This window comes from Pseudomonas sp. MDT1-16 (assembly GCF_054898115.1).
Genome location: NZ_CM142717.1, coordinates 3,810,555 through 3,826,330 on the forward strand (window position 1 = coordinate 3,810,555; position 15,776 = coordinate 3,826,330).

Sequence of the window (15,776 nt, forward strand, 5' to 3'; positions counted from 1 at the left end):
TGACCATGTTGACCACCAGTTTTTCCGGGAATGACCTGCTATTCCTGCTCAACGGCGCCTGGGTCACGCTGCAACTGACGTTCTGGTCGATCATCCTCGGCTCCTTCGCCGGGATGCTGTTCGGTTTGCTGCGGGCGCTGTTGCCGCGTGCCAGCCTGCCACTGGCCTGGGTGCTGGACGTGTTTCGTAGCGTGCCGCTGCTGATCCAGTTTGTCTTGTTTAACTCGCTCAAGAGCATCGTCGGTTTGAACATCAGCGCCTTTAGCGTTGGCTGCATTGTGCTCGGGGTCTACGCCGCCGCGTACTTCACCGAGATCGTGCGCAGTGGGGTGCTTTCGGTGCCGTTCACCCTGCGTCGGGCCAGTCGTTCGCTGGGCCTGAGTTTCCTGCAGGACCTGCGCTGGATTGTCCTGCCGATGGCCACCCGGGGGGCCTTTCCCGGCTGGCTGAACCTGGTACTCAGCGTGATGAAAGACACCGCGCTGGTGATGTGGATCGGCATCGTCGAACTGCTGCGCGCTTCGCAAACCATCGTGACCCGCATTCAGGAACCGCTGCTGGTGCTGTGCATCGCGGGCCTCATCTACTACGTCATGAGCCTGGTGGTCGCTCGCCTCGGCGCTCGTCTGGAAAGAAGGTGGCAAGAAAATGATTGAGATCGACAACGTACACAAATCCTTCGGCGACCTCGAAGTGGTCAAGGGCGTCAACCTGACGGTGAGCAAGGGCGAGGTGGTGTCGATCATCGGCGGCTCCGGCTCGGGCAAGTCGACCCTGCTGATGTGCATCAACGGCCTGGAACCGATCCAGAAAGGCAACATCCGCGTCGACGGTGTGGAGGTCCACCACAGCGCCACCGACCTCAATCGCCTGCGGCAGAAGATCGGCATCGTCTTCCAGCAATGGAACGCGTTCCCGCACCTGACCGTGCTGGAAAACGTGATGCTGGCGCCACGCAAAGTGCTGGGCAAGAGCAAGTGCGACGCCGAGGAACTGGCGGTGAAACAACTGACCCACGTTGGCCTGGGAGACAAGCTCAAGGCCTTTCCCGGCAAGCTCTCCGGCGGCCAGCAACAGCGCATGGCGATCGCCCGTGCCCTGGCCATGTCGCCGGACTACATGCTGTTCGACGAAGCCACTTCAGCCCTCGATCCGCAATTGGTGGGCGAGGTGCTGGACACCATGCGCATGCTTGCCGAAGACGGCATGACCATGGTCCTGGTGACCCACGAAATCCGCTTCGCCCGCGATGTGTCCGACCGCGTGGCGTTCTTTCGCAATGGCCTGGTGCACGAGATCGGCGCGCCCGACCAGGTCATCGGCAACCCGGTGCACGCGGAAACCGCGGCCTTCCTCAAGTCGGTCAAATAGGAGCAGACAATGCGCTCATCGAAAGTCATCCATGTAGTCAGCTGCCACGCCGAAGGTGAAGTCGGCGACGTGATCGTTGGCGGCGTCGCGCCACCGCCCGGGGCCACCGTGTGGGAACAGTCGCGCTGGATTGCCAAGGATCAGACCTTACGCAACTTCGTCCTCAACGAACCTCGCGGCGGAGTGTTTCGCCACGTAAACCTACTGGTGCCGGCCAAGGATCCTCGAGCGCAGATGGCCTGGATCATCATGGAACCGGCCGATACACCGCCGATGTCCGGCTCCAATTCGCTGTGCGTGTCCACCGTGTTGCTCGACAGCGGCATCCTGCCGATGACCGAACCACAAACCCGGCTGGTGCTCGAAGCACCGGGCGGGTTGATCGAAGCGGTTGCCGACTGCCGTGACGGCAAGGTCGAACGGGTGGAAATCAAGAACGTGCCCTCCTTCGCTGACCGCCTCGATGCCTGGATCGAAGTCGAAGGCCTCGGCTCATTGCAGGTCGACACCGCGTACGGCGGCGACAGTTTTGTGATCGCCGACGCCAAGCGCCTGGGCTTCTCCATTCGTCCTGATGAGGCGGCTGAACTGGTCGAGGTCGGGCTGAAAATCACCCGCGCGGCCAACGAACAATTGGGCTTCGTCCATCCGCTGAACCCCGAGTGGTCGCATATTTCTTTCTGCCAGATTGCCGCGCCCATCGTCGTTGAAAATGGCATCGCCACCGGGGCCAACGCGGTGGTGATTCAACCCGGCAAGATCGACCGTTCACCGACCGGCACCGGTTGCTCGGCGCGTATGGCGGTGCTGCAGGCCAAGGGCTTGATGCAGGTCGGCGAGCGTTTTATCGGCCGTTCGATCATCGGTTCCGAGTTTCACTGCCGCATCGACTCACTGACGGAAGTGGCCGGACGCCCGGCGATCTACCCATGCATTTCCGGCCGGGCCTGGATCACCGGCACCCACCAATTGCTGCTCGACCCTAGCGATCCCTGGCCGCAAGGCTATCGACTGTCTGACACCTGGCCTGGGGCCTGATCACAGCCTTACAAACCATCGCTAAAAACGCTGATAAACGGCTGGCAAAAAAACCTACGTAACTGAAAAAAGTATTGGCCGAGTGTTGTCACTTGCAATATCGTATACGAAATACAATTACTGAACCGGAGGCAACAATGAGCAAGCGCATTAACTGGAGTGGCGTCTTCCCCGCGGTGACCACTCAATTCAACGACGACTTCACCATCAACCTGGAAAAAACCCACCAGGTGATTTCCAACGTGATCCGTGACGGCGTGTCGGGCCTGGTGGTGTGCGGTTCGGTGGGGGAAAACACCTCGTTGACCGCCGAAGAAAAAATCGCCGTGACCGAAGTCGCGGTCGACGCCTCCCGCGGCCGCGTACCAGTGATCTGCGGTGTGGCCGAATTCACCAGCGTGCAAGCGGCCAAGGTCGCCAACGCCGTGCGCCGGGTGGGTGTCGACGGGGTCATGCTGATGCCGGCGCTGGTCTACGGCTCCAAGCCGTTCGAGACCGCCGAGCACTACCGCTACGTGGCCAAGAATGCCGATGTCCCGCTGATGGTTTACAACAACCCGCCGATCTACAAAAACGACGTCACCCCGGACATCCTGATTTCCCTGGCCGACTGCGACAACGTGGTGTGCTTCAAGGATTCATCCGGCGACACCCGGCGTTTCATCGACGTGCGCAATGAAGTCGGTGACCGCTTTGTGCTGTTCGCCGGTCTCGACGACGTGGTGCTGGAAAGCATCGCAGTAGGCGCCGAAGGCTGGGTCTCGGGCATGTCCAACGTGTTCCCGAAAGAAGGTGAAACCATCTTCCGTCTGGCCAAGGCCGGTCGCTTCGCCGAAGCCATGCCGATCTACGAATGGCTGATGCCGATCCTGCACCTCGACGCCCGTGCCGATCTGGTGCAGTGCATCAAGCTGTGCGAAGCCATCGCCGGTCGCGGCAGCGCACTGACCCGTCCACCCCGTCTGGCCCTGCCGGAAGCCGATCGCGTCTTCGTCGAGCAGATCATGGCCAAGGCCTTGGCCAATCGTCCGGAGCTGCCGGACGTCGGTCTCTGAGTGATTGCCGGGTGGGTCTTGGAGGACCCGGCCCGGCTGCCTGTCTTTGCGCCTCTACAGGAAACGTCAGCATGCCCAATCCTCACAGCATCTCCCCGCAACCACACCTTCGGGACTCAATACGCGACCTGTAGCAGCTGCCGCAGGCTGCGTTCGAGCGCGTAGCGGTCGTCAATACTGGCGACACGGTGTGACTGAGACACCGCGTTGCGGTTTTACGACGGCTTCGTCCGTACGCGGCCCGCACCGAACGCAGCCTTCGGCAGCTGCTACGGGTCATGCGCTGCAGTCTGGCAACGTATTTGGCCTCACATTCCGACAGGAGTTTTTTCATGCCCCACATCATCGGCCACCACTACATCGGCGGTGCGCGCAGCGCCGCCGGCAACATCACCGTGCAAAGCCATGACGCCAGCACCGGTGAAGCGCTGCCCTGGTCGTTCATGCAAGCCACCGTTGAAGAAGTCGACGCCGCTGCCCAGGCCGCCGCGGCAGCCTACCCGGCCTTCCGCAACTTGCCGGCGAGCCGGCGCGCGGAGTTTCTCGAGGCCATCGCCGCGCAACTCGATGCGCTGGACGATGAGTTCGTCGCCCTGGTAACCCGCGAGACGGCGCTGCCGACCGGGCGCATTCAGGGTGAGCGCGGTCGCACCAGTGGTCAGATGCGCCTGTTCGCCCAAGTCCTGCGCCGTGGCGATTTCTACGGTGCACGCATCGACCGGGCCATGCCCGAGCGTCAGCCGCTGCCACGGGTCGATCTGCGTCAGTACCGGATCGGTGTCGGCCCGGTCGCGGTGTTTGGCGCGAGCAATTTCCCGCTGGCGTTTTCTACCGCCGGTGGCGATACCGCAGCGGCCCTGGCCGCCGGTTGCCCGGTGGTGTTCAAGGCCCACAGCCGGCATATGGTGACTGCCGAGCTTGTGGCCGATGCGATCCTTCGCGCCGCCGAGCACACCGGCATGCCCAAAGGCGTGTTCAACATGATCTACGGCGCGGGGGTCGGTGAAACGCTGGTCAAGCATCCGGCGATCCAGGCAGTGGGTTTTACCGGCTCGCTCAAGGGCGGTCGCGCCCTCTGCGACATGGCCGCCGCGCGGCCACAACCGATTCCGGTATTTGCCGAAATGAGCAGCATCAATCCGGTGCTGGTGTTGCCCGAAGCCCTGAAGTTGCGGGGCGAGAAAATCGCCCGCGAACTTGCCGCGTCAGTGGTGCTCGGCTGTGGCCAGTTCTGCACCAACCCCGGATTGGTGATCGGTACTCGCTCCCCTCAGTTCAACGCATTCATTGAAACGCTAAGCGCAGTCATGTCTGAACAGCCGGGGCAAACCATGCTCAACGCCGGCACATTAACCAGCTACGCCAAGGGCGTGCAGGCCTTGCGCGCGCATCCGCAAATCACCCACCTGGCCGGCCGCGAACAACAGGGCAAGCAGGCCCAGCCGCAGCTGTTCAAGGCCGACGTCAGCCTGCTGCTCAACGGCGACCCGCTGCTGCAGGAAGAAGTGTTCGGCCCCGCCACGGTGCTGGTGGAAGTAGCCGACAAGGCTGAACTGCAACGAGCATTGCAGCGCTTGCACGGTCAACTCACGGCCACGCTGATTGCCGAAGCCGGTGACCTGAAAACCCATGGCGAGCTGCTCTCGCTGCTCGAACAGAAAGTCGGCCGGGTACTGTTCAACGGCTACCCGACGGGCGTCGAAGTCTGCGATGCGATGGTGCATGGCGGACCCTACCCGGCCACCTCCGATGCCCGTGGCACCTCGGTCGGCAGCCTGGCCATCGAGCGTTTCCTGCGCCCGGTGTGCTACCAGAATTGCCCGGATGCGCTCTTGCCCGAGGCGCTGAAAAACGCCAATCCGCTGGGCATCGCTCGTCTGGTCGACGGCAACAGCCATTGCCAACCGCTGTAAAGCCAAACGGGCGCCACTGGCGCCCGTTTTCACTTTAATCCAGCAGTGCCTTCAAGTCGTTGTACAAGGCTTCGGGAATCTGCATGCCTTCCACCAGACTGCGTGCTCGCGCCTCGTAACGCCGTTGCGACGGCAAGCGCGCGCCCTGCCCTTGTATGCTCTGGAACATCACTTCGGCACGGGCCAAGTGCTGCTCGGTGCCCTCGCCAAGAAAGCGCCGCGGATCGAGGGCGATGGGATTAGTCCCGAACACCGGCTGACTGCCTCCCGCCGGCGCGACCCAGGCATGGCTGGGATTACACGCCAGCGCCACCAGACCGGCAGCGGTCAGCTGCTCTATCTCGACCCACAGGGCGGAAAAATGCACACAGCGATTGATTGCTAACGCCGCAATCCCGTTTGCCCGGGTTTTCTCCTCCAGCAGTGGCAGACCCGCCTGGAACGCCAACTGGGAGAAACCACCCGCCGCATCGACCCGCACGATCGAAGGCGCCAGGTCGATCACCCGCGGCTCGGCATCGGCCACCCCCTTGCCAGCCCGGAGCGAATTCACGCAGCCCAACACCTCCCCGGCTTTCGTCGACTTGATGAGATTGTTGCGCAGCTTCACGATCGCCTGCTGCATGTTGGTGAACTCGTCGAGCGTGAGGCCCGTCGCGTCGGAGAGGCCCATTTTCGGTTGGCCTTCGCGCAGCTGTCGACCGTTCTTCGTCAAACTGATCCGTACCTGGCGCTCGTCTTCGGGATCGCGCTGCCTTTGCAAAAAGCCCATCGCTTCCAGCTTCTTCAGGATCGGGGTGAGCGTGTTCGATTCGAGAAACAGCTTTTCGCCCAGGCTGCCGACGGTCTGATTGTCTTCCTCCCAGAGCGCAACGATGGTGATGTATTGCGTATAGGTCAGGGATTGAGCCTGCTAGCGAATCTGGACATTTTCGCGCGCGAACTAGCGCAACGCCTCATCCCGCACCACCCCGCGCTCTTCAAGCAAGCGCACAAACATGGTCAGACTTTGTGAGACCGTCCCCCGGCGCCACACCAACCAGGTGTGCAAATAGCGGAACGATTCCGACAACGGCCAGACGCTCACCGTGGTGCATCCGGGCATGCTGTCGAGCATGCTGCGGGGCATCAGCGCCAAGCCTGCACCGGCGCTGACGCACGCCAGCATGCCGTGATAGGACTCCATTTCGAAAATCTTGCCGGGCACCGCCGCGTCCTTGGCGAACCAGCTTTCGAAGTGGTGGCGGTAGGAGCAATTGGAGCGGAAGGCATAGATGTTTTCACCATTAACATCCCCCGCGCGATGGATCGGGGAATGGTTGAGCGGTGCGATCACCACCATTTCTTCCTCAAACGCCGGCACGCCTTCCAGTGCCGGGTGCAGAACCGGTCCATCGACAAACGCTGCCGCCAGTCGGCCAGACAACACCCCGTCGATCATGGTCCCCGAGGGGCCGGTGGACAGGTCCAGCTCGACCTTGGCGTGCTTCTGGTTATAGGCGGCCAGCAGCTCAGGGATACGCACCGCAGCGGTGCTCTCCAGTGACCCTAAGGGAAACGATCCCTGCGGTTCTTCGCCCGCCACGGTGGCGCGGGCCTCCTGGACCAGATCGAGGATGCGCCGTGCATAGTCCAGGAAACTCCAGCCGGCCGGCGACAAACGCAGGCGGCTCTTCTCGCGGATAAACAGGTCAACGCCCAGATCCAGCTCCAGCTGCTTGATCCGCGTCGTCAGGTTCGAGGGCACCCGGTGGATGTGCTGAGCGGCCGCGCTGATGCTGCCGTGCTCGGCGACGGCTTTGAAAATTTCGAGCTGAACCAGATCCAAGTCATTCTCCAAACGTGAACGATATGCTCAGTATTATTCAGTTTTCAGAAAACAAACACCACCGTAACCTGAGCGCACTCCCACCTCGCAGGACGGTGCCATGACCCAAGTTTCCAGCCTTACCCATGCCATTTCGATCAACCCCGTCAACGGCGAGCAGATCGGCCACTACCCTTTCGAATCCGCATCGGCACTGGACGCCGCCCTTGCCCGCGCCGCTGCCGGGTTCCGCGTCTGGCGCAGCAAACCCGTTGACCAACGCTCGCAGCTGTTGATCGCCCTGGCTCAGGCATTGCGCGACAACGCCGCAGCAATGGCGAACATGATCACCCTGGAGATGGGCAAGCCGATCACTCAGGCGCGCGGCGAAATCGAAAAGTGTGCGCAGCTCTGCGAGTGGTATGCCGAGCACGGCCCCGCCATGCTGAGCGCTGAACCGACGCTGGTTGAAGGTGGAAAAGCGCGCATTGAATATCGCCCGCTCGGTCCGATTCTCGCCGTCATGCCGTGGAATTTCCCGATCTGGCAGGTCCTGCGCGGCGCCGTTCCAGCGCTGATCGCCGGCAACACCTACGTGCTCAAACATGCGCCAAACGTGATGGGCAGCGCTTATCTGTTGCGGGAAGCCTTCAATCGCGCCGACTTTCCCGAAGGTGTGTTCGAGGTCATCAATGTCACGCCGGACGGCGTCTCCACCGCAATCGCCGATCCACGCATCGCGGCGGTGACCCTCACCGGCAGCGTGCGAGCCGGCATGGCCATCGGCGCTCAAGCCGGTGCGGCGCTGAAGAAGTGTGTACTGGAACTGGGTGGCTCCGACCCCTTCATTGTGCTCAACGATGCCGACCTCGACGAAGCGGTCAAAGCCGCCGTGATTGGTCGTTACCAAAACACCGGGCAAGTCTGCGCGGCCGCCAAACGCCTGATTGTCGAGCAAGGCATTGTCGAGGAGTTCACGCGCAAGTTCGTCGACGCCACGCGCAAACTGGTGGTCGGTGATCCACTGGCCACCGACACCTACATCGGCCCCATGGCCCGCTTTGATCTGCGTGATGAACTCGATCAACAAGTGCGCGACACCCTGGAAGAAGGCGCGACGTTGTTGATGGGCGGGAAGAAGGCTGAAGGCCCCGGCAACTTTTACGAGCCTACGGTCTTCAGTGATGTCACTGACCAGATGACCTCGTTCAAACAGGAACTGTTTGGCCCGGTGGCGTCGATCATCACGGCGCGAGATGCAGCGCATGCACTGGAACTGGCGAATGACAGTGAATTCGGCCTCGCCTCAACCCTTTACACACGCAACGTCGAGCTTGCCCAACAGATGGCCGGTGAGTTGGAAACCGGTGGCGTGTTCATCAATGGTTATTGCGCATCCGACCCGCGTGTCACCTTCGGCGGCGTGAAGAAAAGTGGCTTTGGCCGTGAGCTGTCGCATTTCGGTGTGCGCGAATTCTGCAATGCCCAGACGGTGTGGCTGGATCGGCGCTGATCGCATCAAGCTGCCTGGGAGTCTTGGGCTCCCAGGCGCTCGCGCTCTATTCGTTCAAGTAATACAGCTCTGAAGATGTCGCTGACGCTTTACTACAATCCGCTGTCATCGTTCTGCCACAAAGTGCTCATCGCGCTCTACGAAAACGCTGTTGAATTCGAAAAGCGGATCATCGATCTCGCGAACGATGCAGACAGAGCAGCGCTGCAAGCGCTATGGCCGATCGGCAAATTCCCGGTCATCCACGACCACGCTCGCCAGCGCAACGCGCCTACCCCACCACGTCAATCAACTGCTCGCGTTGCGCCCCCGTCAGCATCGGGCCGAACCCCGCACCGGCATTTTCCGCCATGTAACGCGGGTTGCCGGTCCCGGGGATGACGCAAGTCACCGCCGAATGAGACAGCAGGAACTTTAACGCCAGTTGCGGCCAGCTATTGACCCTCACATCCGCGGCCCAGCGCGGCAATGGCTTGCCCTTCAAGCGGGCGAGCAAATCACCGCCGCCGAATGGCCGATTGCAGATCACCGCCACGCCCCGCTCACGACACAGCGGCAGGATGCGTTTCTCGACACCGCGATCGTCCAGTGCATAATTGATCTGCAAAAAGTCCAACGGCTCAGCCTTGAGCACCGCTTCCACCTCGTCATACGCCGACGCCGTGTAATGGGTGATGCCGATGTAGCGAATGCGCCCTTCTTCTTTCCATTTGCGCAGCGTGGGCAAATGGGTTTTCCAGTCCAGCAGGTTGTGAATCTGCATCAGGTCGATACGGTCGGTCTGCAACAATTTGAAAGACTGTTCCATCTGCGCGATGCCTTCTTCGCGGCCACGGGTCCACACTTTGGTGGCCAGAAAGGCTGGCGAGCGCGGCTCATGAATCGACAGCAGTTCACCGGTCGTCTGTTCGGCGCGACCGTACATGGGCGAACCGTCGATCACCGTCCCGCCCTTCTCGAACAGCGCACGGAGAACAGCTGGCAGCTGCTTGTAGGCGGGACTTGAAGGCTCGACATCAAAGCCGCGATACGTGCCCAGCCCGACGATCGGTAATGGCTCGTCGCTGGATGGAATGGCCCGGGTCAGCATGTTCTTGCCTCCTGTTTCCGTCGACGGCGTGGATGCTGCAAAGGCCGGATCGAAGGTGAAAACCGCCGAAACACCGGCAACCAGCGTGAGTATTCTGCGACGCGTGTACCCATCAGTGTGGCTCATGGAATTGCCTGCTATCGGTCTACTACACTCTGACAGCGATCAAGCGATAGCCGTCTTCCGGCCAGAGCCGCCAATGCCACCCACTAAAGTTAGCCGAATGTCACGAACACTGGTGTCCCTCGTCGTCATCATTGCCGCGGTGTATCTGGTGCTGTGCGCTGCGCTGTTCATCTTCCAACGCACCCTCATCTACTTCCCGCAACCCCGCGCTGTCGGCACATCGGCAACGTTGCTCACGCTGTCGGTCGCCGACGCGCAGGTGCTGGTATCCGTCAGACCGCACGAGGGGCCCAAAGCGTTGCTCTATTTCGGTGGAAATGCCGAGGACGTCTCCCGGAGCCTGCCTTCGTTTTCCAAAGCCTTTGCCAATCACGCCCTCTACTTGCTTCACTACAGAAGCTACGGTGGCAGTTCCGGATCGCCCTCCGAGGAGATGATTTCGCGCGACGCCATGACCTTGTTTGACCAGGTCTACGCCACCCATCCACACATTACGGTTGTCGGTCGCAGCCTGGGCTCGGGCGTCGCGGTGCGCCTCGCCAGCCAACGCCCGGCGGCGCGTCTGGTGCTGATCACGCCCTACAACAGCCTTGAAGAACTCGCCGCCCGGCAGTTCCCCATTTTCCCGGTGAAGTGGTTGCTCAAGGACACCTTTGAATCCTGGAAGTACGCCGCCCACATCACGGTGCCGACGCTCTTGATCGCCGCTGAGCACGACGAAGTGATACCGCGTACCAGCACCGAGCGGCTCTTCACGCATTTCGCCAACGGGGTGGCGTCGCTGAAGGTCATACCGGGAACGGGGCACAATTCGATATCCGAGAGTCCCGAGTACCTCAAGGTGTTGGGCGATGGTTTGTAAGTGGCCGCTTTTCGGCCACGCGAGTGAAAACCGCAAGTGCGCGCCTTGCGACTTAGCGCATCGATCGGAACGCCGCGCGAAGTTCCTCGGTAAAGAGCTGAGGCTGTTCCCAAGCCGCGCAGTGGCCGCCCTTGTGGGCCTGGTGGAAGTAGATCAGGTTGGTATAGGCGCGCCGGGCCCATGTTTCTGGGGCAGTAGACATCCTCTGGAAGCACGGTGACGGCCACCGGCAGCGAAATCTCGGTGGTCTTCTGTGCGACCGAAGAAAGCGGGCTTCGCCCCCTGTTCTCCCAGTAGAGCCTTGCTGCGGAGGCGCCGCTATTCGTTAGCCAGTACAGCGTGATGTCAATGGAGACGTCCATCATCGCTGCGTGATGCGCCATCCCGCCCACCCGAGGTGTGAACTTTGGCGGTGTACAGTACTTTTTCGATCATGGGTCATGATGATCTCCTGATTGAAAATGCTGGATTAAAAAGATTGCCCTCCGTGAGCGTATCGACCAGGCAAGCAAGCATTGGGATGTACGAGCTGATTGTTGGCCCCATCTAACACCCGGATTAAGTCAACTAATTAGTTCTCCAATGGTTAAATCAACAACTCCCAAACTACTATTTAAATCATTAAATTCAGCCCGCTATATTATTAATACCTGATCAATTCAGACAGTATTTCAGCCCGAAAAGCGACCGATTACGTTAGCGACCGGTTCCCTGAATGCAACCCAATCAACAAAGAGCCAATAACTTTTACGCTCGATCATTAACATCGCGCTTCCCCATGCGTGCTAATAAAGTGAACGTTTACTGAAAATCAATCCTCCAACAAAAGCAGCACACCTGTTTTTCAACAAAACCGATGACCGACTAAAATAATCAACTGTGCAGTGATGAGTTTTGCCTGAACGACAAATTCAAACTTCATAATATTCAACACGATGCCTGTTGGATAAACCGGGGCGGGTCATTCGAATCTGCTTCTTTGTCTGAGGAGACACTGATGAAAAGTATTCTTGTTCCACTGCTGGCCTTGGGTGCCGCGCTGACTTTGCAGTCAGCTCAAGCCATTGATGGCGAGGCGCTCTTCAAGAGCAAAGCTTGCGTGGGCTGCCATATGATCGACGCCAAAATGGTCGGTCCAAGCTACAAGGAAGTTGCCGCCAAGTACGCCGGCCAAGCCGATGCATCCACCACGCTGACCAAGAGCATCAAAGAAGGCAGTACAGGCAAATGGGGGCCAATAGCAATGCCGGCCAACCAGGTGACCGACGAAGAAGCAAAGACCTTGGCCGACTGGATCCTGACGCTGAAGTAAGATTGCCCAAATAAAAACACCCACACCGCAGAAGCGAGCCCGCTCTCTTCTGCGAAACGGGTCGCTCGGCTACATCGTCGGGGTTTGCTGTAAAAGCGTCAGATCGATTTCCTCAAAACGCAACACCCTGCCGCCCTGCTCACTGGCCAGTTTGCGTGCGGTGGCCTCCTCGGAAAATGACGCCAGAACAACACCCATGGAACCTTTAAGCCGAGTGCCGACGACATAGTAGGCTTTGGTTGCGTCAATCAGATAATGGTCGTCGGGTTTCTCCCAGGCACTTTTCCCCATGTCGTGCACATACAATTTCGCATCCGTGTGGTGATTCTCCGGTTGAAGCCACCACCCGAGCATTTCCGCGGTGGAGCAGAACTTCTTGACCGTGCCTTTTTCCACGACCTGACCTTTGGGCCCCGGAAAGTCGGCGATGACCATCCCACAGACATGACATTCGTCACTTTGATGGAAGGCCACGGGCCCAAGGGTTGGCTTTTCCTCTGCGCGATCGTTGCACGCCGCTAACCCCAAACAAGTAATGATGACGACCAGGACACGGGCCCCGGCCAGGTACAGAGTGTTCATATCAATTGTCCCGAGCGTAAAAAAATCAAGTCAGCCGACCGCGAAACATCCAATAAGCCAACAGCAGCGAAACCCCTACCCAGAGCAGCAAACAGAGCCATAGCAACGAAGCCGGCACCGGTAAATCGCTGCTCAATGCCATAAGGCCGACGGCATTACCGCTGCCTTCGAAACCGGAGAGGTTGATCAAGCGATAAATGTCGGTCGGGTTGAGCAGCAGCAACCACGGCAATAGATCCGGGTTGAACGTGCCTTTACTGAGCACAAGCAACGCCAGCAGCGCCAGGTCGAATACCAGCACGAAGAGAAACCACACGCCCAAGGCCATCCCGGCTGCGCTGGATTTTTCGCTGGCCTTGCTGCTCAGCACGTAGGCCAGGGCCAGGAATACCCAGCCCAGCAGCGTGGAAGACACCATGAAGCGGCCGAACGCCCAGAGCAGCATTCCCACATCGACATCATCGACCAGCAAGGCAATGGCCACGGCGGCACAGCCAAACCCGATCAGTGTGGCCAGGGCCAGGATCAGACCATGACCGACAAACTTGCCCAGCAGGATTTGGCCACGGCCCAGCGGATAGGTCAGCAATAGCATCAGCGTGCCGCCCTCGTCCTCGCCAACGATGGCATCGTAGGCCAGCAGCAGCGCAATCAGCGGCATCAGGAACGTCGCCAGGCTGGCCAGACTGGCGATGGTTGCCGGGATGGAAGTGAAACCCACTTGCCCGGACGCCGCCGCGCCGAGCCAGGCGATACCCACCGCCAGAATGGCGAACAACAGACTGATTGCCAGCAGCCAACGATTGCGCAGCCCGTCACTGAATTCCTTACCGGCGATATTCCAGATCTGCATCATGGATGAATACCTTCTGTGCCGGTGGTCGCACGACTCATGTAATAGCCGTAGAGGTCTTCGAGGGACGGTTGCAGTATCTCGATATCCTGCGGTTGATCCTCGTGGAACAACTGGCGTAGCAGATCAACTTTGTGGCCATTGACAGCCATCACCTCGACCCCGTTGCCGCCCATGGCCGTGGCGGTGTGCCCGGCGGCATTCCAGCGCTGCAACCACTGCTCGCGTCGGCAAAGACCACTGGCCCGGATCCGCGCCGGCAAGTCGGCGTCTTCACGCAGTCTGGACAGACTCCCGATCGCCTGTAAGCAGCCATTGGCCAAGATTGCCGCACGGTTGATATGCGCTTCGACGCCTGCCAGCACATGGGAGCAAAGGATGATGCTCGCGCCCTGTTGGCGCAGACGGTCGATCAACAGGTAAAGATCCTGGGTAGCGATCGGGTCCAGCCCGACAGTGGGTTCGTCCAACAGCAGCAGACGCGGCTGGCCGAGCACCGCCTGAGCCAGGCCCAGCCGCTGGCGCATGCCCTTGGAATAGGTTTTCACCCGTCGGTCTGCGGCCCCCGTAAGCCCGACCTGGTCGAGCAATTCGTCCGCTTGCGTCAGTGCGGCTCCCTTGAGGCGGGCGAAATACCGAAGGGTTTCGCGGCCACTGAGTTGCGGGTAGAACGTCACGTTTTCCGGCAGGTAACCGAGTTGGCGACGCACGTCGGCTTGTGCGGGTCGGCAACCGAGTACGCGCACCTGACCAGCGCTGGCATTAAGCAAGCCAAGGATCAGTTTCATCACCGTGGTTTTGCCCGCACCATTGTGGCCAAACAGTCCCAACACCTCGCCTTCTCCCAGACTCAGTGTCAGATCGTGCAACACGGTCATGCTTGCGTAACGCTGGCTTACCCCTTCGATCTCGACGGCGTTCATAAGGTCGGCCGCTGTGTCTGAGGCATCGCCGGAAGGTTCATCAACGGGTAACTGTCTTTGACCCCCGGCGATTTCGTCACGGGGAAACTGCTCTGAACCCAACGCAGTAATTGAATGCTCGGGCTATTCATCAACAGACGGACCTGTGGGTACAGCCACAGCAGACGGTCGACGTTGTCGTTGGGTTCGTAGATCACGTCGCCCACCGCATCGTTATTGCGATCCCAGCCCAGGTAATCGCTCCAGTAATTGCCCCGCCCCTCGGCTGACCATTCCTGTAAGCGGGTGGCGACGTATTTGACTTGCTGCTGATTGTCGACGAAGGCGTTGTCGGCGATCCGGTTGTCTTCGGAGCCAGCGGTAAGGTGAATACCCACGGCGCTGCGCTCGAAGTGATTGTGTTCAATGACATTGAACAGCGAGTTGTAGATGAACAGCGCCTTACCCTCGGCACCGCTGACCATACCGCCATCGGCGGAACCGCTGCGCACGTCGCTGACGACGTTGTCGCGAAGCTCGGAATAGGTAATGTAGTTCATCAGGATGCCATAGCTCTCGTCCTGCTCGGAACGGTTGCCAATCACCGTCAACTTGCGGCTCTGCATCAAGGCATAGCCGGTGCGTGTACGGCGGGTGGTGTTGCCGAGCAACTGGTTGTCGTTGGCGTACATGTAATGCACGCCGTAGCGCAGGTCTTCCAGGGTATTGCCCTGCAGCAAGTTGCGGTTCGAGGTGTCGATGTAGATCCCGTCGCGGGTCTGTCGCACGTGATTACCGATCACCTGGGCGCCGTGCACGGCAAACAGATGAATCCCATTGCCGCGATCCTGGGAGCGAATGCTCGGGTCGCCTTCGATGTCATTGTCAATCAGGCTGACGTCGTGGGTGCTGTCCACCCAGATGCCGAAACCTGGCCCTTTCATGCGGTTGTCGCGTATCACCGCCCCCTGGGCTTTGGGACCGATGAAAATCGCTGCGTTCATAGCCGTCATGTCCCGCCCCCAGTCGAGCAATGTGCAGCCCTCGATCCGCACGTCGGGGGCGCTGATGAACAGAGCGTTGCCCTGCCCCTGCGCATTGATGACCGCACCTTTCTCGCAATCGATCTGCATCGGCTGATCGACACTGAACTGCCCTTGGTACTCTCCGGCCGGCAGCTTCCAGTGGTGATCGCCATCGGGTTGCAGGGGCAGCTCGGTGATGGGCCGTGGCGACGCCTGGGCGAATGCCGATAGAAACACCAATACCAAAAGTGCCGTGCCGTGTAGTGAGTCATTTGCCAGGGGTCTGAACACTGCGTTCACCTTTTCGCGGCCCTGATACGCCCAGCC

General features: G+C 60.1%; 15 protein-coding genes and 3 pseudogenes. 9 read left to right on the forward strand and 9 right to left on the reverse strand.

Features of this window, described 5'->3' with window-relative positions:
• The first annotated feature begins 5 nt into the window (after positions 1-5).
• The 5 genes from ACYZT3_RS17380 (at position 6) to ACYZT3_RS17400 (ending at position 5,377) form a co-directional block, all read left to right on the forward strand.
• A complete protein-coding gene (locus ACYZT3_RS17380) occupies positions 6-656 on the forward strand; it encodes an amino acid ABC transporter permease (protein WP_462030364.1) in 651 nt (216 codons plus the stop codon).
• Positions 649-1,371, forward strand: coding sequence for an amino acid ABC transporter ATP-binding protein (locus ACYZT3_RS17385; RefSeq protein ID WP_282382482.1), 723 nt, complete (start codon positions 649-651; stop codon positions 1,369-1,371). The genes ACYZT3_RS17380 and ACYZT3_RS17385 overlap by 8 nt, the downstream gene beginning before the upstream one ends.
• Before the next feature lie 9 nt (positions 1,372-1,380).
• Positions 1,381-2,409, forward strand: a complete 1,029-nt coding sequence (locus ACYZT3_RS17390; protein WP_462030365.1) for a trans-3-hydroxy-L-proline dehydratase — start codon at positions 1,381-1,383, stop codon at positions 2,407-2,409.
• A 137-nt stretch (positions 2,410-2,546) separates the two neighbouring features.
• Positions 2,547-3,464, forward strand: coding sequence for a dihydrodipicolinate synthase family protein (locus ACYZT3_RS17395; RefSeq protein WP_030132201.1), 918 nt, complete (start codon positions 2,547-2,549; stop codon positions 3,462-3,464).
• A gap of 332 nt (positions 3,465-3,796) precedes the next feature.
• Positions 3,797-5,377: an aldehyde dehydrogenase (NADP(+)) gene (locus ACYZT3_RS17400; protein WP_462030366.1), complete on the forward strand. Its 1,581-nt coding sequence runs from the start codon at positions 3,797-3,799 to the stop codon at positions 5,375-5,377.
• A 34-nt stretch (positions 5,378-5,411) separates the two neighbouring features.
• On the opposite strand, the gene ACYZT3_RS17405 is transcribed toward ACYZT3_RS17400, so the two are convergent.
• Positions 5,412-6,278 (reverse strand): Ldh family oxidoreductase, encoded by an 867-nt coding sequence (locus ACYZT3_RS17405; RefSeq protein ID WP_462032390.1) that lies wholly within the window; start codon positions 6,276-6,278, stop codon positions 5,412-5,414.
• A 42-nt stretch (positions 6,279-6,320) separates the two neighbouring features.
• Entirely contained in the window at positions 6,321-7,205 is an 885-nt protein-coding gene (gene ptrR / locus ACYZT3_RS17410) for a putrescine utilization regulator PtrR (protein WP_282382493.1), read from the reverse strand.
• A gap of 100 nt (positions 7,206-7,305) precedes the next feature.
• On the opposite strand from ptrR, the gene ACYZT3_RS17415 reads away from it, so the two are divergent.
• Both ACYZT3_RS17415 and ACYZT3_RS17420 read left to right on the forward strand, forming a co-directional pair.
• On the forward strand, positions 7,306-8,697 hold the full coding sequence (locus ACYZT3_RS17415) for an aldehyde dehydrogenase family protein (RefSeq protein WP_462030367.1): 1,392 nt from the start codon (positions 7,306-7,308) through the stop codon (positions 8,695-8,697).
• A gap of 75 nt (positions 8,698-8,772) precedes the next feature.
• Positions 8,773-8,970 (forward strand): annotated as a pseudogene (locus ACYZT3_RS17420) (glutathione S-transferase N-terminal domain-containing protein); the annotation flags it as partial.
• Here the strand turns inward: ACYZT3_RS17420 and ACYZT3_RS17425 are convergent.
• A complete protein-coding gene (locus tag ACYZT3_RS17425; protein WP_282382496.1) occupies positions 8,969-9,913 on the reverse strand; it encodes an aldo/keto reductase in 945 nt (314 codons plus the stop codon). The pseudogene ACYZT3_RS17420 and the gene ACYZT3_RS17425 overlap by 2 nt on opposite strands.
• Before the next feature lie 73 nt (positions 9,914-9,986).
• On the opposite strand from ACYZT3_RS17425, the gene ACYZT3_RS17430 reads away from it, so the two are divergent.
• Entirely contained in the window at positions 9,987-10,775 is a 789-nt protein-coding gene (locus ACYZT3_RS17430) for an alpha/beta hydrolase (RefSeq protein WP_462030368.1), read from the forward strand.
• Positions 10,776-10,827: 52 nt separating this feature from the next.
• Here the strand turns inward: ACYZT3_RS17430 and ACYZT3_RS17435 are convergent.
• Together ACYZT3_RS17435 and ACYZT3_RS17440 are read right to left on the reverse strand one after the other, a co-directional pair.
• Positions 10,828-11,122 (reverse strand): annotated as a pseudogene (locus ACYZT3_RS17435) (epoxide hydrolase); the annotation flags it as partial.
• A 4-nt stretch (positions 11,123-11,126) separates the two neighbouring features.
• Positions 11,127-11,210: pseudogene (locus ACYZT3_RS17440) on the reverse strand (peroxiredoxin); the annotation flags it as partial.
• Between the two features lie 562 nt (positions 11,211-11,772).
• Between ACYZT3_RS17440 and ACYZT3_RS17445 the strand changes: the two are divergent.
• Entirely contained in the window at positions 11,773-12,087 is a 315-nt protein-coding gene (locus ACYZT3_RS17445; protein ID WP_462030369.1) for a c-type cytochrome, read from the forward strand.
• Between the two features lie 69 nt (positions 12,088-12,156).
• On the opposite strand, the gene ACYZT3_RS17450 is transcribed toward ACYZT3_RS17445, so the two are convergent.
• From ACYZT3_RS17450 to ACYZT3_RS17465, 4 genes are read right to left on the reverse strand one after another with little or no spacing between them, the layout of a single operon-like run.
• The gene (locus ACYZT3_RS17450) at positions 12,157-12,669 is read right to left on the reverse strand and encodes a nitrous oxide reductase accessory protein NosL (protein WP_282382503.1); all 513 of its coding nucleotides are present in this window, start codon (positions 12,667-12,669) and stop codon (positions 12,157-12,159) included.
• A 25-nt stretch (positions 12,670-12,694) separates the two neighbouring features.
• On the reverse strand, positions 12,695-13,525 hold the full coding sequence (locus tag ACYZT3_RS17455; protein ID WP_282382508.1) for an ABC transporter permease: 831 nt from the start codon (positions 13,523-13,525) through the stop codon (positions 12,695-12,697).
• Positions 13,522-14,445 carry an ABC transporter ATP-binding protein gene (locus tag ACYZT3_RS17460; RefSeq protein WP_282382511.1) on the reverse strand — a complete coding sequence of 308 codons (924 nt, stop codon included), beginning with the start codon at positions 14,443-14,445 and terminating at the stop codon, positions 13,522-13,524. Before ACYZT3_RS17460 ends, ACYZT3_RS17455 begins: the two co-directional genes overlap by 4 nt.
• Entirely contained in the window at positions 14,442-15,740 is a 1,299-nt protein-coding gene (locus ACYZT3_RS17465) for a nitrous oxide reductase family maturation protein NosD (protein ID WP_462030370.1), read from the reverse strand. Before ACYZT3_RS17465 ends, ACYZT3_RS17460 begins: the two co-directional genes overlap by 4 nt.
• Positions 15,741-15,776 lie beyond the last annotated feature (36 nt).